Here is an 18,666-nt window from a genome sequence, read left to right on the forward strand (position 1 = left end):
TCTGGAATCAGCGCGCCGGCAAGTTGACCTAGAATCGGCGCATGGACAAAACGGAATCGTTCGAGAAGCCGCGCTGGCTGCGCGACCTGCTGCGCTTCCTGCCGCTCAAGAGCCAGTTCGTGCTGTCGGGCAACGTGCGCGATCTACAAGCGTCGGAAGTCGCGCCGGAGGTGGTGGCAGCGCAGCCGTTCGAGCTGTGCCTGCGTGATGCGCTGCGCGAGGCAGGTGTGCGCCACGTGCTGATGTGGAGCCCGCTGGCCGGTTTCGAGGTGCTGGACCGGCCGGGCGAGGATGCGGCGGAGGGGCGGGCGCTGCTGCGTGCCCTGGGACTGGTGGCGGGCGAGGCGGGCACGCCGGCCGGGATCGATTTGCTGGGCGCGACCTTGCAGCGGCTGGTCGAGCATCCCGGCGAGCCGGTGGCGCTGGTGGTCGACTTCGCCTCGCGGCTGGTGGTGCGCAACGACAGCCTCAGCGAGGCCGAGCACCGTATGTTCACCCAGGCCCTGGTGTTGTCGCACCGCGCCCGCAGCCGTCCGGCGGGGCCGGAGCGCCGGCCGTTCTTCAACAACGTGTTCTGGGTGGTGGAAAAGGAAGGCGACCTGCCCGACTGGCTGACCGTGGGCAATCCCCGGCTCCGTCATGTGCCGGTGTCGCGGCCCGACCAGCAGATCCGTCGCGCGCTGGTGCCCGGTCTGCTGCGCGGTCTTGCCGATGCCGGCACGCTTGATGCCAGCCGGTTGCAGCAGGCGGGGCAGGACTTCGTCGAGAGCACCGAGGGCCTGTTGCTGGCCGACCTGCATGCCATCGCCCAGCTGGCGCGGGTGGAAGCCTTGCCGGTGACCCGCATCGGCGATGCGGTGCGCCGCTACAAGGTCGGCGTGACCGAAGACCCCTGGCTGCGCCTGGACCGCGCGCGCATCCGCAACGCCGATGCCTTCATCCATAGGCGAGTCAAGGGACAGGACCATGCCGTGATCCACATGCTCGACCTGATCAAGCGGGCGGTGACCGGCGTCGGCGGCAGCCGCAAGGGCAACCGGCCGCGCGGCGTCGCCTTCCTCGCCGGGCCGACCGGTGTCGGCAAGACCGAACTGGCCAAGACCGTCACCCAGCTGCTGTTCGGCGACGAGGGCGCCTACATCCGCTTCGACATGTCCGAGTTCAGCGCCGAGCATGCCGACCAACGCCTGCTCGGCGCGCCACCGGGCTATGTCGGTTACGACGTCGGCGGCGAGCTGACCAATGCCATCCGCGAGAAGCCATTCAGCGTGGTGCTGTTCGACGAGATCGAGAAGGCGCACCCGCGCATCCTCGACAAGTTCCTGCAGATCCTCGACGACGGCGTGCTGACCTCGGGACGCGGCGACCGGGTGTACTTCTCCGAAAGCCTGATCGTATTCACTTCCAATCTCGGCATCTACCGTCTGGACGAAACCGGACAGCGGGTCGCCAACGTCACCCCGGACGCACCGTTCGAACGCGTGCAGGCCAGGATACGGGACGAGATCGAACAGCATTTCAAGCTGGTGTTGAACCGGCCCGAGATCCTCAACCGCATCGGCGAGAACATCATCGTCTTCGATTTCATCCGTCCCGACGTGGGCGGGCAGATCTTCGAACAGATGGTCGAGGCCACGCTGGCCGACCTGTCCGCGCAGTCGTTGCAGGTGGCGCTGGCGCCGCAGGCGCGCGAAAGCCTGCGTGCCCTGTGCCTAGCCGATCTGTCTCACGGCGGCCGCGGCATCCGCAACCAGTTGGAGGCCTGCCTGATCAATCCGCTGGCGCGCAGCCTGTTCGACATGGATGCGGCTGCCGGCGAGGCATTCGAGATCGTCCGGCTCGATGCAGGCGCACTGGAACTGGCGCGGCGGTGACGCAGACGGTTTCGCTTTCGCGCGTGCATTTCCCGGTGACCGCGCTCGGGCCCGGGCGCCGGCTCGGGATCTGGTTCCAGGGCTGCGGCATCCGCTGTCCGGGTTGTGTGTCGGCCGATACATGGGGCCCGGGGCGGCGGCGGATCGAGGTCGAGGCATTGCTCGCGGACATCGTTCCGTGGCTGGCTGAAGCCGATGGCGTGACCGTGTCCGGCGGCGAGCCGTTCGAGCAGTTCGACGCCCTGCGCGCACTGTTGTCCGGCATCCGCGCCCGCAGCGGGGCCGACATCCTGGTCTACAGCGGCCATGAGTTCGAGCAACTGCAACCGATGCTGGCCGGGATGCCCGGCCTGGTCGATGTCCTGATCAGCGGCCCGTACCGGCAGGCGGAGCCGCAGACCTTGCCGCTGCGCGGCAGCGACAACCAGCGACTGCACCGGCTCACCGCACTGGGCGAACAACGCTTCGCCGGCTTCGATGCGCCACGGCAGGGCGCCGCGCCGACGCTCGATGTGATGTTCGATGCCGACGGCAGCGTGTGGATGGCCGGCATCCCGCGTCCGGACGACCTCAAGCGTTTGCGGGCCGTGCTGGAAACGGCCGGGCACCACGCGCGAACCAGTCAGCACAACCCCGGAGCGGCCTGATGGAGCTGATGCGCTGGTGCCCGAGTTGCGAAAGCGAGCGTCCGCTCGACGAGCACTTCTGCGCCGGCATGACCGTAGACGCGCAGGCCTGCGGCTGGGTGCTGGCCGGCGAGCCGATCCATCCGCGCGGCTGGCGGCCGGCACCGGTGGTGACCGAAGAGGAGGCGGTTGCCACACCTCCCGTGCCGGCGGCGGAAGCGCGCTGCGAGAACGGCCACCCGATGGAGCCCGGCGACCTGATCTGCATGGCGTGCGGTGCCGGGCCGGCCGCCGATGCTGCGAATGACCGCACCGATCCTGCGCAGGGAGAGGGGACGGCAGCGGCCGCCGCTGCGGAAACGGTGATCGACGGCTGGCGGCTGCAGGCCCGCATGGCCGAAACCGCCGGCGTGCGCGAGCGTTATTACGCCGAGCATGTCGAGAGTGGACGGCGGGCGGTGCTGACCCTCTACCACGCCGGCGCCGAGCCCGATCCTGACGTGTACGCGGCGGTCTCGCGGCTGCCGCGGCTGCACGTGCCCGAGCTGATCGCCACCGGGCGCTGGGACGATCGGCCCTACGAGGTGATGGAGGCGCTGCCGGGCGGCACCCTGGCCGGGCTGGGCATCCATGCCCGCGACATCGACGCGATCCGCCACGTCCTGCGCGAACTGGGCCGGGCCCTGCATGTCTTTGCCGAGGCCGGCCTGCGCCATCGCGACCTGCGCCCGGCGGCGGTGCTGGTCCGCGAGCGCGAACCGCTGGATCTGGTGATTGGCGGCTTTGGTTCTGCGCGGCTGTCGGACTTCGACCTCGACCTGGTCGCGCCGCTGGAAACCAGCCGCTACATGGCGCCGGAGGCGGTGGCCGGCGGCGTTGCTGCGGCCTCGGACTGGTGGAGCCTGGGCATGCTGCTGCTGGAGCAGGTAACCGCGGGCGAATGCTTCGGCGACATCCATCCCAATGCCTGGCTGATCCACATCCTCAGCCATGGCGTGCCGCTGCCCGACGACCTGCCGCCGCAGCTGGAGTTGCTGTTCCGCGGCCTGCTCGCGCACGACCACCATCAACGCTGGCAGTGGCGCGAGGTCGAAGCCTGGCTGGCGGGCGGATCGCCGCCGGCGCCGCCGCTGCGCGGGCAGGCCGGCGATGACGCGCGTGGCGCCGGCATCGAACTGGGTGGACGCAGCCACCGCAGCGCGCGGCTGTTCGCGCTGGCCGCGGGCGAGCCGCAGCACTGGGAGGAGGCGCTGGAACATCTGCGTCGCGGCGCGCTGGTCACTTGGGCCGAGCAGGCCGGGCTGGAGGCGCAGGCGCTGGCCGCCTTGCGGCACCTGGCGCGGCACGAGGCGCTGGAAGACGACTTCCGGCTGATGCTGGCGCTGACCTGGCTCAATCCCGAGATGCCGCTGATCCGGCGCGGCCGGATCGTCAGCCCCGGCTGGCTGCTCGACCACCCCGAGGAAGGCTGGCAACTGCTTGCCGGCGAAGTCCCCGATCTGCTGGCACGGCGCCAGCCCGATCACTGGCTGCCGAGGATGAAGGCGCGCGCCGAGCGCTTGCGCGAGCGTGCCCGCCACCGCGGCATCGCGCTGGACGAAGCGCAGTTTCGCATTCTCGCCCTGTCCACCTCGCGCGCGCGGCTGGCGGCGCAATGGCAGGCACGGCAATCGTTGCTGCCCGACAGCCCGCATCCGGGCATCCAGTCGCTGGCCGAGCGGGCGATGCTGGATGAGGAAGACCTGGTCGTGCTGCTGGCGGCCGACATCGGCCAGTTCCAGTCCGCCGACCACCTGCTCGATGCCGCGGCCCGCAGCGCGCGCCGCATCGGCATCGGCGGGTTCGAGCGCGAACGGGCTGAGCAGTGGCTGCAACAGGGGCGCCGCGCGATCTGGCAGGCGATCGACCAGCGCCTGCAAGGCTTCGCCAGCTGCGGCATCGGCGAACTCGACGGCTGGGCCGGCCAGTACCGGCTGCAGCGAAGGCTGCCGCTGGCCGATGCGCTGGTGCTGCTGGCACTGCCGGCCGAACGCTGGATCGAGCCCAGGCAGCAGCAGTACATCGCGCAACTGTTCGGCTTCTTCGAGAAGAAGGTCGTCAATGCCGCGCTGCGCGGCCCGCTGGTGCGGATGGGGATCAGCCGCGCCGGCAGCCGCATCGACCTGACCGAACTCGACACCCCGCGACGCCCGGCCGCAACCCTGCTCGATACCCTGCTGCAACGCGGCAACCAGGCGCTGACGCTGGACCCGGCGGTGTTCGAGGAGACCTTGCTGTGGCGACGCCTGCACGCGCTGGAGCGCAACCGCAGCCTGTACCAGCGCGACACCGGCATCGACGGCCTCTACGTCGGCTTCCCGTTCCTGCTGCTGCGCGATCCGCGCGGACACGTCCGCACCCGGATCGCGCCGCTGCTGCTGTGGCCGGCGCGGATGGAGCTGCCGGTCCGCGAGCGCGCCCGGGTCCGCATCGGCTTCGACAGCGGACGCGAGGAAGTGCGCCTGAACCCGGCCCTGGAAGGCCTGCTCGGCCACGACGAGCGCGAGCGCTGGCAGAAGGTGGCCGACGACCTGCTGCAACGCTCGGCCGTGACCGTCGCCGACGTGATGGACGCCTTCGGCATGCTGGCGCCCGCGCGCGAGCGCAGCCTGTCGGCCCTGCCGCCGCTGGATGTCGAACTCGAACCCGGCCAGCAGGCCCTGGCCTGCGCGGCGGTGCTGTTCAACGCCACCTTCATGGGCCAGGCGATCGGCGAGGAGCTGCGCCAGTTGCAGCAGTGCTCGCCCGGTGGCACCGGGCTGGAGATCCTGTTGCGCCTGCGCGAGTACGAAGACAGCGGCGCCGTGCCCCGGCCGGGCGAATCGCAGCGGTTCCTGACCGCGCCGAGCGACCCGTCTCAGGAGGCCGCCGTGCTCGCGGCCGGCAGCGGCCCGGGGCTGGTCATCGAAGGTCCGCCCGGCACCGGCAAGAGCCAGACCATCGTCAACATCGTCGCCGACGCCATCGGCAACGGCCGCAGCCTGCTGCTGGTGTGCCAGAAGCATGCCGCGCTCGAGGTGGTGCACAAGCGGCTGGTCGCCGAAGGGCTCGGCGATCGGGTGGTGATGCTCAACGACGTCAACCGCGATCGCGAGCCGGTCATCCGCGAGGTGCGCGAACAGGCCCTGACGCTACTGCGCAACCCGCCGCCGTTCGCATCGGCCGGCGAACGCGAGCGATTGGCGGCGCGGATCGAAACCCTGGAAGGCGAACTCGATCGCCACCACCAGGCCCTGCACCGCATCGACGACGGCTGCGGCCTGAGCTGGCGGCAATTGCTGGGCGAACTGATCGAGCTCGAAGCGGAAGCGCCGCCGCCGGACTTCCCGGCCCTGCGTCCCTGGCTGGACGCCTTCGATCGCGGCGCGCTGGCGCGGCTGGAAGAGCAGTGCGCACCGCTGATCCGCGGCTGGCTGCCGGCCCGCTTCGAGGGCAGTGCGCTGGCGCAGCTGCGTGCGTTCGCCGCCGATGACACGACCTGTGCCGGCTTCGTGCAGGCCTTCGAGGCGTTCGAACGGGTCGAGGACGCGCGCGAGCAGGTGCTGGCCGACAGCCCGGCTTCGTTCGAAATCGACGACCCGGCGCCGCATCGCCACTGGCTGGCGCAACACGCCGCAGCGCTGCGCGGATTGCGCGACGAACAACGCCGGCGACTGGCGCGCTGGCTGCCGCTGTTTCGCGGCGAGGCGGTCGGCGATGAACTGATCGCCCGCCTGCAGGACATCGTCGGCGCGCTGGAGGCGATCGACGCCGGTCCCTGGCAGCCACAGCTATCGGCCGCGCTGGGCGCCTTGCCCGGGCCGCGCTTCGCCGACATGCATCGGAATGCGCAACGGGCGGTATCGCCGGCCTCGTTCCTGCAACGGCTGAATCCGGCACGCTGGCTCGGCCAGCGCCGCCTGCGTCGCTTCCTGCGCGCGCACGGCGAGACCGGCAACGATGCCACGACCCTTGTGCGCATGGCCGCGGCCGCCGGTCTGGAAGCCGCATGGCGGCCGTTGCGCGAGCGACTGGCGGCGCTGCACCGGCAACTCCAGCTGGACCCACCGTCCGCCGACAGCGGCCCCGGCCTGCTGCTGCAGGCGGCGGAATCGCTGCGCCACCTGCGCGAAACCCGCGAGGCCGCGCACCGGCTGTCCAGCGCACCGCAGCCGTCGCGGGCCGATGCCGCGGCCGGCAGCGACCGTGTCGCACTGGCGCGCTGGCTGGACGAGGTCGAGGCCGCCCTGCGCCGGCAGGCCGCTCGCGAAGCCAGCCTGCAGACACTGACCGTCCTGCAACCGTGGCTGCAGGACACGCTGGCCGCGCAACTGCGCGATCACATCCGTAACAACACCGGGACCGCCCTGCTGCGCGGCCCCATCCACGACGCATTGCCGAGCCTGGCCGCCTACCAGAGGTTCCGTGTCCGCGCCGCACATCTGGACGAAGATGCATTTGCCCTGCTGGCACGGTTGCGGCCCTTGCAGGCGCAACTGGATGCGATCGCGCCGGAGCGACTGGAGGCGACCTGCCGCCGTCTGCTCAACCGCGAGGCGCGGCTGGCGTGGAAGCTGGCGATCGAACAGCAACACCCCGAATTGTTGCTCGATGACGAGGAGTTCTCCCGCCGCATCGAGCAACTGGCCGAAGCCGACGCGCGCATGCGCGCGCTCAACCGCGCGCATCTGGCCGGCCTGATCGATCTTGGCCGGTTCGGCTCGGTTCGCCAATGGGAGGACATTTCCCGCCTGCGCGGCGCTCGCGCCCGGCGCCTGCGCGAGTTCGTCGAGGAAGGCGCGGCAATCGGCCTGATGCAGCTGCGGCCGGTCTGGCTGATGAATCCCGACGTCGCCAGCCGGGTGCTGCCGTTGCAGCCGGGCCTGTTCGACATCGTCGTCTACGACGAAGCCTCGCAGATGCCGGTCGAGTACGCCCTGCCCACGCTCTATCGCGGCCGCACCGTGGTGGTCAGCGGCGACGAAAAGCAGATGCCACCCAGCGCATTCTTTTCCAGCCGGGTCGAGGACGAGGAGGACGAACTCGACGAGCTGGACGAACTCGACGAGGACGCCTTGCGCGAGGCGCGCGAACACAGCGGCAACCTGCGCGAGATCAAGGACTGCCCCGACCTGTTGCAGCTCGCCCGCGGCAGCCTGCCGGGCACGATCCTGCAGGTCCACTACCGTTCCGTCTATCGCGAACTGATCGGCTACTCCAACGCCGCCTTCTACCGTGGCCGCCTGCACGTGCCGGCGCGCCATCCGCAGCAGACCGTACGTGCGTGGCGGCCGCTGGATTGGCACCAGGTCGATGGCGTGTATGCGCAGCAGACCAATGCCGACGAGGCGCGTGCGGTGGTCGAATGGCTGGCCGGACTGTGGCAGCGCCCGGCCGACGCGCGCCCCTCGGTCGGTGTGGTGACCTTCAACAGCAAGCAGGCCGACCTGATCGAGGAGCTGATCGAGCAGCGCGCCGAGACCGATGCCAACTTCGCCCAGGCCTGGAACCTGGAGCGCGAACGCCTGCAGGACGGCGAGGACATGGCCGTGTTCGTCAAGAACGTGGAAAACGTCCAGGGCGACGAGCGCGACGTGATCGTGTTCTCAACCACCTTCGGCCGCGATCCGCGCGGTGTGTTCCGGCGCAACTTCGGCGTGCTCGGCCAGGCTGGTGGCGAGCGGCGCCTGAACGTGGCGGTGACCCGTGCACGGCAGAAGATGCTGGTGATGAGCTCGATGCCGGTCGCGGACGTATCCGACTTCCTCGCCACCCGGCGCCCGCCGGCCACGCCGCGCGACTATCTGCAGGGCTGGCTGGCCTATGCGCGGATGATCAGCGGCGGCGATTTCGCCGGCGCGAAGGGCCTGCTCGACCGCCTGCGCCGCGGCCGCGACGAGGCCGGAGCGGACGGGTCGCGTACCGATGACGGTTTCCATCGCGCGGTCGAGGCGTACATCCGTTCGCTGGGGCATGAGCCGGTGGCGGCAGGGGGTGAGGATGCGTTCGCGCTCGACTTCGCCATCGAAGACCCGGCGACCGGGCTGTACGCGATCGGCATCGAGTGCGACAGTCCATGTCATTCGCTGCTCGCGCACGCGCGGGCGCGCGAGATCTGGCGCCCGCAGATACTGGGCCGGACCATCGTCCGGCGTCATCGTGTCTCGGCCCGGCACTGGTACCACGATCCGGCGGCGGCACAGGCCGAGCTTACCGAGGCGATCGCGGGCGCATTGAAAGGAGATGGACGATGAGCGGCCCCAAGGTGGTCACGGTCAAGACCCGTGCGCAGTTGCGCGCCGAGTGCCTGCGCCGGTTGCGGCAGGTGGAGCGTGCCGCGGAACTTTGGCTGGAGCGGGTCGAGGCGCTGGGCGAGGCTGACGAGAGCGTGCGTGCCGCGATGGCCGAGCGCATCACCGCATTGCGAGCGATGTCGGACGAGTCCGGTTTTGGCGACGGTGCGCTCAGTGGGGAGCGTTCGGCAAAGTACGCACGCCAGGTCGCCGCCATGCACCGTGCGGCGGACGAGGAGCTGGCCTTCCTGCGCGAAGACCTTGCCGAACGCGAGCTGCGTCTGGTCGAACGCGCCGCCGATGCGAAAACGACCCGGCGCCGGCGACGCGAGCACCGCAAGCAGCTGTTGCAGGCGCTGTCGGCACAAACGTCCGATGCCGCGACCGCGCTGGCCGAGCGTGTGCGTGCGGCCGGCGAAGGCGATGGGCTGGACGCGATGCTGGGCGAAGGTTTCGCCTGGCTCTCGCGCAATGCCGATACCGCGACCGGAACCGAAGCAGGACTGAGCGACGCCCAGCGAGAGCTGGCCGAAGCGCTGAAATCCGGCGAAGCGCAGCAAAGCTTCGATCAATGGCGGGCGGCGCAGACCGAGGCCGAGCGCGATCCGCGCCTGCACCGGCTCGACCGCCACGTCGCCGAACTGGAACTGCTGGCCGGCGAAGCGGTCGCCGCCCCGTTCCTGGCGCGGATCGAATCGCTGGAGCGAGAGCCCGATCGCGTCCGCCGCAACCTGCTGCTGGACAGCCTGCTGCTGGACCTGGGCGAGGCCTGCCGGGCCGACGCGCAGTGGCGCCGGCAACGGGCCGAACTCGAACTGCAGATCGCCGATGCCGTTGCCGTGCTCGATCCGGCCGTGGTCGCGGAACTGCGCGATGCGTTCGAGGCGGCCGTGGCCGCGCGCAACCCTGCGCGGATTGCGGCTTTGCAGGCCCGCATCGAGGCGATGATCACCGAGGAGGTCGAAGCGCATGCCGCGCGCAGCTGCCGCCAGGCCGTGCTGGAGGCGCTGGCCGGGCTTGGCTACGAGGTCCATGAAGGCATGGAAACCGCCTGGGCCGAGGACGGCCGTTTGGCGCTGCGCAAGACCGCCACGCCCGGTTACGGGGTCGAGCTGGGCGGCCGCGCCGCCGACGGTCGCATGCAGATGCGCGCGGTGACCTTCGACCGCCAGCGCGACCGGGGGCGCGACCGCGACATCGAAACCCTGTGGTGCACCGACTACCGGCAACTGGAACAACACCTGCACCACACGGGCGGCAGCGTGCGGATCGAGCGCGCACTGGAAGTGGGTGAGGTGCCGTTGAAGGAAATCGGGGCGGAGTCCGCATCGACCCCGCGCGATGCCGTGGCACCGCGCGAACGCAACCGCTAGCTGACAGGCGGTTGAAGAGCAGCGCCATCTTCGTTGCGGGAGTGCCGCCGAAGGCAGTCGGGATCGAAGATGCCCGTCTGCAGGCGCTGGTGGCGACGGTGAACGGGATCTCGGCGGGGATCCAGAACACCGGCTGATCGGGATGCAACGGTCTTGCCCTTGCGAGCATCGGATTCCGTAACGCCATCCCAAGGCTTGCACGCATGCGTCCATTCACCCCGATCCTTGCCTGCCTGATTGCTTTTCTTCCCTTGCTTCACGGCCATGCCGCCCCGCCGGCCGACCCGCGCCAGTACACGGACGGCGTGGCGCGGGTCATCGAGGCGCATTATTTCGATGCCGAGCGCGGTCGCCTCATCGCCGACGAGCTGCGCGACGAGGCTCGCCGTGGCGAGTTCGATGCTTTTCGGGATCGTCACGAACTGGCCACCGCGCTGACTGCCCGCCTGAAACCGCTCGACCGCCACTTTTCCGTCAGCTGGCGGCCGCCGACTGAGGGGACGCCTGCGCCACGCCAGGGCGCCGGTGCGCGGCCATCGCCCGAGGCTTGCGATCGCAAGCGGAACCACGGCATCCGCCGGGTCGAGGTGCTGCCGGGGAAGGTGGGCTATCTCGATCTTCGGCAGTTCGCGCACTTCGAATACGATTGTCCCGGGCAGCCGGCCAGGGATGCGATCGATGCCGCACTGGCGCTGTTGGCGGACGTCGATGCGCTGATCATCGACCTGCGTGCCAACGGCGGCGGCTCCCCGGCGATGGTCGGCTACCTGGCGAGTGCTTTCGTTCCACCGGATGCGGACATCTACAACACGTTCATCAGCCGCTCCGGCACGTCCAGCGAAGCGCCGCGCGAGCCCCATGCCCGGCCACGGCTCGAGCTGCCCCTGTATCTGCTGGTCAGCGCCCGCACCGGGTCGGCCGCCGAATCCTTCGCCTACACCCTCAAGAACGCCGGCCGGGCCGTGGTCGTCGGCGAAGCCACTGCGGGTGCGGCCAACCCGGGCGACGAGTTCGACGCCGGCGACGGTTTCCACGTGTTCGTCTCGACCGGTTCACCGGTGAGCCCGGTCACCGGCGGCAACTGGGAGACCGAAGGCGTGCAGCCCGATGTGGACGGGCCGCCTGCCGACGCGTTGCGCATGGCCCATGCGCGGGCGCTGGAATCGGTGCTGGAAACCGGCCTGCCCGAGGCGACCGGGGCCCGCTGGGCACTGGAGGCATTGCAGGCCGAATCGGCTGCGCCCGCGCCGGCCTCGCTGGCGGATTACACCGGTCGCTACGGTGTAATCGAGATCGAGGCCCGGGAGAGCGGCCTGCTGCTGCGCAACGGCCGCCGCCCGCCGATGCCGCTGCGCCCGCTCGGCGGCGACCTGTTCACGTCGGCCGACGATCCGGGCTTCCGCATCCGTTTCGAACGCGACCCGGACGAGCAGGTGATCGCACTGGAAACACTGAGGCCCGACGGCGGCATTGGCCGTTTCCGTCGCGACGAGTGACGGGCATCGGCTGCAGCCGAACGGGTTCGATCGGGCCACCATTGCCTGTCTTCGTCCGGGAATGGCCGGAACGGACCCGGGGCACCCGTAATCACGGGAGGGGCGTGGCCTTGCGGTCGAAGGCGCCTTCTGCAGGCGCCGCGCCAGTGGCGATGGTGGAGCGGGATTTCGGCGGGGATACAGAACACCGGCTGATGACGGAATCAGCCGGCTGGGCCATGCCCGCCATCCAGTTCGCGCATGAGAAAGTCGATGAAGACGCGCAGGCGCAGCGGCATGTGGCGGGTGCCGGGGTACACCACCGAGAAGGGCCGCGAACGGCCGCCGAATGGCTGCAGAACCTCGACCAGGCGGCCATCACGCAACTCCTCTTCCACGATGAAGCGGTAGGTCTGGACAAGCCCCGCGCCGCTGCCTGCCAGCGTGGAGATGCCGAGCAGGTCCTCCATGCACGTGTAGGAACCCGTTGTCGCGATCTCCAGATCGTTTTCTTCGGTCCTGAACAGCCAGGGCACCGGCTGCCCGGTATTCGGCAACAGAAACTGGATGCAGTCGTGCTGCCGGAGTTCGTCGGGCGATCGCGGGACGCCGTGACGCCGCAGGTAGCTGGGTGTCGCAACCACGACCAGTTCGGCATCCATGATCTTGCGCACGACCAGGCCAGAGTCCGGCTGCGTCCGTGCGCGGATGGCGACATCGAATCCCTCGGCAACGAAATCCACGTTGCGATTGCTCAGCTGCACCTCGATCCGGACTTTCGGATACAGCTCGCGAAAGCGCGGGAGCAAGGGAAGCACCCGACGGTGCCCGAGCGGTGTCGGCAGGCTCATCCGCAGCACGCCGGTGGGCTCGGCCTGTGTGCCGGTCAATTCGCGCTCGGCGTCCACGATCTGCCCCAAGGCCTGCCGGCACTGCTCGTAGTAGGCGCGCCCGCCGTCGGTCAGCCGGATCCTGCGCGTGCTCCGGGTGAACAGGCGTACCTGCAGGCGCTCCTCCATCCGCGCGATCGTGCGGCTCACCGCCGCCGGGGTGAGCCCGGCCTGCGCCGCCGCCGCGGTGAAGCTTTCCAGCTCGGCGGCCAGGCAGAAGAGCTCGATGCTGCCGAGGGAGACGGCGCTGAACTGGCGGCTCATCTTTTACCTTGTGTAAATTCTGTTGGTTTGTGAATTGTGTTTATCAATAAAAGATTGGGCAATAGCCTGTTCCCGTACACAGAAACTTGGGAACAGGCATGAGTCAGGACATTTGCATCGTGTTTCACAGCGGTTATGGCCATACCCGGCGGATTGCCGAGGCCATCGCTGATGGCTGCCAGGGCAGGCTGCTGGAGATCGGCGGGGACGGCGAACTGGCCGATGATGGATGGCAGCACCTCGAGCGCGCCCGCGCGATCGTGTTCGGCTCGCCGACCTACATGGGCAACGTGAGCTGGCAGTTCAAGAAGTTCCTGGACGCCAGCGCGGCGGTCTGGTCCCGGCAGGGCTGGAAGAACAAGCTGGCGGCCGGCTTCACCAACAGCGCGGGCATCAATGGCGACAAGCTGTCCACGCTGCAGGCGCTGTTCACCTTGTCGCAGCAGCACGGGATGATCTGGCTCGGCACCGGCATGATGCCGAGCAATACCCAGGCTGCCACGCGCGACGACCTGAACTATCTCGCGTCGTTCTCGGGCCTGATGGCGGCTACGCCCGCCGATGCGTCCGCAGACGAGATGGTCGCGGGGGATCTGGCGACGGCACGCGGCTTCGGCACGCGGATCGTCGAGGTCGGCCGTCTGTTCCATGCGGGAGTCCAGTAATGCCCTACGTCAATATGCGTATCACTCCCGGTGCCACGCGCCGGCAGAAAGCCGAGCTGATCGCCGGCGTCACCGAACTGCTGGTGCGGGTGCTCGACAAGAATCCCGAGACCACCCACGTGGTCATCGATGAGGTCGACCTCGAGAACTGGGGGCTGGGCGGCCTGCCGGTGGAGGAATTCCGGAAGCGCGGCAATGGCTGAGAGCGGAATGGATGAGAGCGGGGAAAAGGGTGCCATTGCCGCGGTGCTGCAGGACTATTTTGACGGGCTGCATTTCAGCGATACCCGGCGCCTGCGCAGGGCCTTCCATCCGCAGGCACACTACTTCTCGGCCACGGACGGTGCGCTGCTGCACCTGGACATGGAACAGTACTTTCCCATCGTCGATGCGCGTCCGTCGCCGGCCAGTCGCGGCTGCGAGCGCAGCGACCGGATCCTTTCGGTCGAACTGGAGGGGCCGGTCACGGCCTTGGCCCGGGTCGAGTGCTCGATCCCGCCGAAGTTCTTCACCGACCTGTTGACGCTGGTGAAGCTCGATGGACGTTGGCAGATCGTCGCGAAGGTCTTTCATTACCGGCTTCGGGAATAGCCGCTCAATCGAGAGGATGCAGCAGCAACAGCAGGCACAGCACCAGCATGAACATGGCGATCAGTGCATCGAGCACGCGCCACGCGAGCGGATTGCGGAACACCGGCAGCAGCAGGCGTGCGCCGTAGCCGAGGGTCGAGAACCACACCACGCTGGCGCTGCAGGCACCGGCCGCGAACGCCCAGCGCGCCATGTCCGGATAGCGCATGGACAGGCTGCCGAGCAACACCATCGTGTCGAGGTAGACGTGCGGGTTGAGGAAGGTGAACGCCAGGCAGGCGAGCATCACCCGACGCCAGCTCACATCGCTGCCGGCCGTCGGATCGAGTGCCCCGGAACCCCGCCATGCCCGCTGCATCGCCATCAGGCCGTAGACGCCAAGGAAGGCGGCGCCGCCGAAGCGCAGCGCCTGCAACAGTCCGGGCCATTCGTGCGTCAACGCCCCGATGCCGGCGACGCCGCAGAGGATCAATGCGATGTCGCCCAGCATGCAGATCGCGACGACGAGGCCGACATGGCGGCGCTGCAGGCCCTGGCGCAGGACGAAGGCGTTCTGCGCGCCGATGGCGATGATGAGGCCGGCGCTGGCGACAAAGCCGGCGATTGCTGCAGCGAGAAACATGACCAAGCCATGGAGGGTGGGGCGAACAGCCTGTCGTGCTTCTTCGCATAAGGAAAACTAATTTTCCTGTATGTTGTTAAGCAAAACTGATCAAGGGTCGCGTCATGGACCTTATCCATCCTCAACTTGCCGCGTTCGCTGCCGTGCTGGAGGAGGGCAGCTTCGAGGCCGCGGCGCGCCGTCTTTCGGTCACGCCGTCGGCCGTCTCGCAGCGGATCAAGGTGCTGGAAGACCGTCTCGGGCAGGTGCTCGTCGCGCGCCAGGCCCCATGCCGGCCGACGCCGGCGGGCGAGCGCTTGTTGCGTCGGGTCCGGCCGATGCTGGCCCTGGAAGCGGAGGCGCTGGCCGATTTCCTGCCGGAGGGAAGTACGGACGCGTCTGCGCGCACGATCGCGATTGCGGTCAACGATGACTCGCTGGAAACCTGGTTCGTGGCCGCGCTGGCGCGGCTGCACCGGCAGCATGGGTATCTGTTCGATGTGCGCGTCGACGACCAGGACCACACGCTCGACCTGCTGCGTGACGGCTCCGTTCTCGGTGCGGTCACGGCCGAGGCGAAACCGCTGCAGGGCTGCAATGTCCATGCGCTCGGCACGATGCGCTACCGCGCAATCGCTTCGCCGGAGTTTGCCGCGCGTTACTTTTCCGGTGGCGTCGATGCCGCCGCGCTCGCGCATGCGCCGATGATCGTGTTCAACCGCAAGGATGCGCTGCAATGGCGCTTCGTCCGCCGTATCACCCGCGCCCGGCTGGCACCACCCGTTCATTATCTGCCTACGGCCACCGGATTCGTTGATGCCGCTGCGCGTGGACTGGGCTGGTGCCTTGCGCCTGAATCGCTGATTGAGCCGGCCCTGCACGCGAAGCGGATCGTGATCGTCGATCCGTCGCGCTGGCTCGATGTTCCGTTGTACTGGCAGTACGCCGCAGTGCGTTCGAGCACGCTGCAGAAAATCAGCCAGCTCATGAGGGAGGCCGCCGCCAGCGCCTTGCGGACATGAGGCTGAGGCCGCCGAAATCGGCGGTGGACTGTACCCGCGCCCGGAAATGAATATACTGTACCCCAGTATTGTTCATTAGCCGTTGCAGGCGCCGCGTCCATGCCGCACTCCCCCGAAGAAAAGAAGAAGGTCCTGGCCCGGATCCGCAGGGTCCGCGGGCAGGCGGAGGCGCTGGAGCGCGCGCTGGAGGGCGGTGCCGAATGCGTCGCGGTGCTGCAGCAGATCGCGGCGATCCGCGGTGCGGTGAACGGGCTGATGTCGGAGGTGCTGGAGTCGCACATCCGCGAGGAATTCGGCCATGCCGCGACGTCCGACAAGGAGCGCAGCGCGCGCGTGGCCGAGGTCACCGATCTGATCCGTGCCTATCTGAAATAGATCCCCGAGGAACCTCCGAACACGTTCGGATCTTCCGCAGCTTCCATGCCGGCGCCTTGAGAGACCGGCATCGCACATGCCACAGGAGTCCCCCATGAAAAGCCGTGCCGCCGTCGCCTTCGCCCCCGGGAAGCCGCTGGAGATCGTCGAGATCGACGTCGCTCCGCCGCAGAAGGGCGAGGTGCTGGTCAAGATCAGCCACACCGGCGTCTGCCACACCGATGCGTTCACCCTGTCCGGCGATGACCCGGAAGGCCTGTTCCCGGCCGTGCTCGGCCACGAGGGCGCGGGCGTGGTGGTCGAGGTCGGCGAGGGCGTGACCAGCGTCAAGCCGGGCGACCACGTGATCCCGCTGTATACCGCCGAGTGCGGCGAGTGCCTGTTCTGCAAGTCGGGCAAGACCAACCTGTGCACCTCGGTGCGCGCGACCCAGGGCCAGGGCGTGATGCCGGATGGCACTTCGCGCTTTTCCTACAACGGCCAGCCGGTCCATCACTACATGGGCTGCTCGACCTTCAGCGAGTACACCGTGGTCGCCGAGGTGTCGCTGGCGAAGATCAATCCCGAGGCCAACCATGAGCAGGTCTGCCTGCTTGGCTGCGGCGTGACCACCGGGATCGGCGCGGTGCACAACACCGCCAAGGTGCAGGAGGGCGATTCCGTCGCCGTGTTCGGCCTCGGCGGGATCGGGCTGGCGGTGATCCAGGGCGCGCGGCAGGCGAAGGCGGGGCGGATCATCGCCATCGACACCAACCCGGACAAGTTCACGATGGCGAAGGAGATGGGCGCGACCGACTTCGTCAATCCGAAGGACCACGACAAGCCGATCCAGCAGGTGATCGTCGAGATGACCGGCTGGGGCGTGGACCACAGCTTCGAGTGCATCGGCAACGTCAACGTGATGCGCGCGGCGCTGGAGTGCGCGCACCGCGGCTGGGGCCAGTCGGTCGTCATCGGCGTGGCCGGCGCGGGGCAGGAGATCAGCACGCGTCCGTTCCAGCTGGTCACCGGCCGCAAGTGGATGGGCACCGCGTTCGGCGGCGTCAAGGGCCGCAGCCAGTTGCCGGGCATGGTCGAGGATGCAATGCGGGGAGACATCCAGCTTGCGCCCTTCGTCACCCATACCTTGCCGCTGGATCGGATCAACGAGGCCTTCGACCTGATGCACGCCGGCGAGTCGATCCGCACGGTGATCCATTACTGAAGACAATCTTCCTTCTCCCGCTTGCGGGAGAAGGTGCCCGAAGGGCGGGTGAGGGCCGGGCCACCGTGTTTGCCCTCACCCCACCCCCACCCCGGCCCTCGCGCATAGCGCTCGGGCGTTCATCGGCACACGAGCCTGTGGCTCGCAGACGTGCCTCTTCACCCCGCAGACGGGAGAGGGGCCGAGAGGAACCCCATGCAACTGATCGAATCCCACGCCAGCTTCGGCGGCACCCAGGAAGTCTGGCAACACCAGTCCGGCGTGCTCGGCTGCGACATGCGCTTCGGCGTGTACCGTCCACCGCAGGCCGCCGATGGCGAGTGCCCGGTGCTGTACTGGCTGTCCGGCCTGACCTGCACCGAGCAGAATTTCATCACCAAGGCAGGCGCGCAGCGCTACGCGGCCGAGCACGGGATCATCATCGTCGCGCCCGACACCAGCCCACGCGGCGACGACGTGGCCGATGCCGACAGCTACGACCTCGGCCAGGGTGCCGGCTTCTACGTCAACGCGAGCGAATCGCCGTGGTCGAAGCACTACCGCATGTACGACTACGTGGTCGAGGAACTGCCGGCGCTGGTCGATGCGCATTTCCCGACGTCCACCGCGCGCGCGATCAGCGGCCATTCGATGGGCGGCCACGGCGCGCTGGTGATCGCATTGCGCAACCCGGGCCGCTATCGCAGCGTGTCGGCGTTCTCGCCGATCGTCGCCCCGACCCGGGTGCCGTGGGGGCACAAGGCGTTTGGCGCCTATCTCGGGCTTGATTCGGAAAGCTGGCGCCAATGGGACGCCTGCGAACTGATCATCGAGTCGAAGCCCGATGGCGAAAAGATGCCGCTGCTGGTCGACCAGGGCGAGGCCGACGAATTCCTCGACAGCCAGCTGCAGCCGACCCGCCTGCAGGCGGCATGCGAAGCGGCGAACCATCCGCTGCAACTGCGCATGCAGCCCGGCCATGACCACAGCTACTACTTCATCGCCAGTTTCATCGGCGAGCACATCGCGCATCACGCAAAGGCGCTGTATCGTTGAGCGCCTTGCCCGACGACAGGGAACCCATGTCCAGCGAAGATCTTGTTTTCTACGTCAAATGCCACGTCAGGCCCGAACGCGTCGATGAGTGGCGGCAGGCGGTGACCGAGGTGATCGAGAAGATGTCGAAGGAGGACACGTTCGTGTCCTGCCATCTGCACCGGGATGCGAACGATCCGACCCTGTTCACCCTGTACGAACGCTGGGCCGAACCTTCGGTCGAGGTGTTCCTTGAGCGTCAGGCCAAGCCCTATCGTGAGGCCTACGACGCGCGGTTGCCCGAATTGCTGCAGCGGCCGCGCGAGCCGGCCGTGCTGGTACCGCTGGGCGAGTGGCGCAAGCCGGTCTGAGCGGATGGGA

Annotated in this window: 16 protein-coding genes; 14 read left to right on the plus strand and 2 right to left on the minus strand. The window is 68.6% G+C overall.

All coding sequences use genetic code 11. The features are described 5' to 3' along the window. The first annotated feature begins 41 nt into the window (after window positions 1–41). The 6 genes from FKV23_RS01440 (at window position 42) to FKV23_RS01465 (ending at window position 11,680) form a co-directional block, all read left to right on the plus strand. A complete protein-coding gene (locus FKV23_RS01440) occupies window positions 42–1,874 on the plus strand; it encodes an AAA family ATPase (RefSeq protein ID WP_141622255.1) in 1,833 nt (610 codons plus the stop codon). Then, on the plus strand, window positions 1,871–2,521 hold the full coding sequence (locus FKV23_RS01445) for a 4Fe-4S single cluster domain-containing protein (RefSeq protein ID WP_141622256.1): 651 nt from the start codon (window positions 1,871–1,873) through the stop codon (window positions 2,519–2,521). Before FKV23_RS01440 ends, FKV23_RS01445 begins: the two co-directional genes overlap by 4 nt. Beyond that, complete coding sequence (locus FKV23_RS01450) at window positions 2,521–8,772, plus strand: AAA domain-containing protein (protein ID WP_244244065.1); 6,252 nt, start codon at window positions 2,521–2,523, stop codon at window positions 8,770–8,772. The genes FKV23_RS01445 and FKV23_RS01450 overlap by 1 nt, the downstream gene beginning before the upstream one ends. Next, window positions 8,769–10,184, plus strand: a complete 1,416-nt coding sequence (locus tag FKV23_RS01455; RefSeq protein ID WP_141622257.1) for a hypothetical protein — start codon at window positions 8,769–8,771, stop codon at window positions 10,182–10,184. Before FKV23_RS01450 ends, FKV23_RS01455 begins: the two co-directional genes overlap by 4 nt. 11 nt (window positions 10,185–10,195) lie before the next feature. Continuing rightward, complete coding sequence (locus tag FKV23_RS17430; RefSeq protein ID WP_141622258.1) at window positions 10,196–10,321, plus strand: phosphoenolpyruvate carboxylase; 126 nt, start codon at window positions 10,196–10,198, stop codon at window positions 10,319–10,321. Between the two features lie 66 nt (window positions 10,322–10,387). After that, window positions 10,388–11,680 (plus strand): S41 family peptidase, encoded by a 1,293-nt coding sequence (locus FKV23_RS01465; RefSeq protein WP_141622259.1) that lies wholly within the window; start codon window positions 10,388–10,390, stop codon window positions 11,678–11,680. A gap of 203 nt (window positions 11,681–11,883) precedes the next feature. On the opposite strand, the gene FKV23_RS01470 is transcribed toward FKV23_RS01465, so the two are convergent. Then, window positions 11,884–12,813 (minus strand): LysR family transcriptional regulator, encoded by a 930-nt coding sequence (locus FKV23_RS01470; RefSeq protein ID WP_141622260.1) that lies wholly within the window; start codon window positions 12,811–12,813, stop codon window positions 11,884–11,886. 98 nt (window positions 12,814–12,911) lie between these two features. Between FKV23_RS01470 and FKV23_RS01475 the strand changes: the two genes are divergently transcribed. The 3 genes from FKV23_RS01475 to FKV23_RS01485 are packed head-to-tail and all read left to right on the plus strand — an operon-like array spanning window position 12,912 to window position 14,069. Continuing rightward, window positions 12,912–13,478 carry a flavodoxin family protein gene (locus tag FKV23_RS01475; RefSeq protein WP_141622261.1) on the plus strand — a complete coding sequence of 189 codons (567 nt, stop codon included), beginning with the start codon at window positions 12,912–12,914 and terminating at the stop codon, window positions 13,476–13,478. Then, window positions 13,478–13,681 (plus strand): tautomerase family protein, encoded by a 204-nt coding sequence (locus FKV23_RS01480; protein WP_141622262.1) that lies wholly within the window; start codon window positions 13,478–13,480, stop codon window positions 13,679–13,681. The genes FKV23_RS01475 and FKV23_RS01480 overlap by 1 nt, the downstream gene beginning before the upstream one ends. Further along, on the plus strand, window positions 13,674–14,069 hold the full coding sequence (locus FKV23_RS01485; protein ID WP_208543214.1) for a nuclear transport factor 2 family protein: 396 nt from the start codon (window positions 13,674–13,676) through the stop codon (window positions 14,067–14,069). The genes FKV23_RS01480 and FKV23_RS01485 overlap by 8 nt, the downstream gene beginning before the upstream one ends. 4 nt (window positions 14,070–14,073) lie before the next feature. Here the strand turns inward: FKV23_RS01485 and FKV23_RS01490 are convergent, their stop codons facing one another. Then, complete coding sequence (locus tag FKV23_RS01490; protein ID WP_141622263.1) at window positions 14,074–14,691, minus strand: LysE/ArgO family amino acid transporter; 618 nt, start codon at window positions 14,689–14,691, stop codon at window positions 14,074–14,076. Window positions 14,692–14,795: 104 nt separating this feature from the next. On the opposite strand from FKV23_RS01490, the gene FKV23_RS01495 reads away from it, so the two are divergent. From FKV23_RS01495 to FKV23_RS01515, 5 genes are all read left to right on the plus strand, one after another. Beyond that, on the plus strand, window positions 14,796–15,692 hold the full coding sequence (locus FKV23_RS01495) for a LysR family transcriptional regulator ArgP (protein WP_141622264.1): 897 nt from the start codon (window positions 14,796–14,798) through the stop codon (window positions 15,690–15,692). A gap of 99 nt (window positions 15,693–15,791) precedes the next feature. Then, window positions 15,792–16,067 carry a formaldehyde-responsive transcriptional repressor FrmR gene (frmR, locus tag FKV23_RS01500; RefSeq protein ID WP_141622265.1) on the plus strand — a complete coding sequence of 92 codons (276 nt, stop codon included), beginning with the start codon at window positions 15,792–15,794 and terminating at the stop codon, window positions 16,065–16,067. 94 nt (window positions 16,068–16,161) lie between these two features. Then, entirely contained in the window at window positions 16,162–17,271 is a 1,110-nt protein-coding gene (locus FKV23_RS01505) for an S-(hydroxymethyl)glutathione dehydrogenase/class III alcohol dehydrogenase (protein ID WP_141622266.1), read from the plus strand. Between the two features lie 195 nt (window positions 17,272–17,466). Then, window positions 17,467–18,306, plus strand: a complete 840-nt coding sequence (fghA, locus tag FKV23_RS01510; RefSeq protein WP_141622267.1) for an S-formylglutathione hydrolase — start codon at window positions 17,467–17,469, stop codon at window positions 18,304–18,306. Window positions 18,307–18,332: 26 nt separating this feature from the next. Further along, window positions 18,333–18,656 carry a putative quinol monooxygenase gene (locus FKV23_RS01515; RefSeq protein ID WP_141622268.1) on the plus strand — a complete coding sequence of 108 codons (324 nt, stop codon included), beginning with the start codon at window positions 18,333–18,335 and terminating at the stop codon, window positions 18,654–18,656. Window positions 18,657–18,666: the final 10 nt, after the last annotated feature.

This window comes from Lysobacter alkalisoli, assembly GCF_006547045.1.
In the GTDB taxonomy this organism is placed as follows: Bacteria; Pseudomonadota; Gammaproteobacteria; order Xanthomonadales; family Xanthomonadaceae; genus Marilutibacter; species Marilutibacter alkalisoli.

Excerpts from the sequence above, each read along its gene's own strand:
- FKV23_RS01440 (WP_141622255.1), top strand. The coding sequence starts at position 42 with ATGGACAAAACGGAATCGTTCGAGAAGCCGCGCTGGCTGCGCGACCTG.
- FKV23_RS01450 (WP_244244065.1), top strand. The coding sequence starts at position 2,521 with ATGGAGCTGATGCGCTGGTGCCCGAGTTGCGAAAGCGAGCGTCCGCTC.
- FKV23_RS01455 (WP_141622257.1), top strand. The coding sequence starts at position 8,769 with ATGAGCGGCCCCAAGGTGGTCACGGTCAAGACCCGTGCGCAGTTGCGC.
- FKV23_RS01465 (WP_141622259.1), top strand. The coding sequence starts at position 10,388 with ATGCGTCCATTCACCCCGATCCTTGCCTGCCTGATTGCTTTTCTTCCC.
- FKV23_RS01470 (WP_141622260.1), bottom strand. The coding sequence starts at position 12,813 with ATGAGCCGCCAGTTCAGCGCCGTCTCCCTCGGCAGCATCGAGCTCTTC.
- FKV23_RS01475 (WP_141622261.1), top strand. The coding sequence starts at position 12,912 with ATGAGTCAGGACATTTGCATCGTGTTTCACAGCGGTTATGGCCATACC.
- FKV23_RS01480 (WP_141622262.1), top strand. The coding sequence starts at position 13,478 with ATGCCCTACGTCAATATGCGTATCACTCCCGGTGCCACGCGCCGGCAG.
- FKV23_RS01485 (WP_208543214.1), top strand. The coding sequence starts at position 13,674 with ATGGCTGAGAGCGGAATGGATGAGAGCGGGGAAAAGGGTGCCATTGCC.
- FKV23_RS01490 (WP_141622263.1), bottom strand. The coding sequence starts at position 14,691 with ATGTTTCTCGCTGCAGCAATCGCCGGCTTTGTCGCCAGCGCCGGCCTC.
- FKV23_RS01495 (WP_141622264.1), top strand. The coding sequence starts at position 14,796 with ATGGACCTTATCCATCCTCAACTTGCCGCGTTCGCTGCCGTGCTGGAG.
- frmR (WP_141622265.1), top strand. The coding sequence starts at position 15,792 with ATGCCGCACTCCCCCGAAGAAAAGAAGAAGGTCCTGGCCCGGATCCGC.
- FKV23_RS01505 (WP_141622266.1), top strand. The coding sequence starts at position 16,162 with ATGAAAAGCCGTGCCGCCGTCGCCTTCGCCCCCGGGAAGCCGCTGGAG.
- fghA (WP_141622267.1), top strand. The coding sequence starts at position 17,467 with ATGCAACTGATCGAATCCCACGCCAGCTTCGGCGGCACCCAGGAAGTC.
- FKV23_RS01515 (WP_141622268.1), top strand. The coding sequence starts at position 18,333 with ATGTCCAGCGAAGATCTTGTTTTCTACGTCAAATGCCACGTCAGGCCC.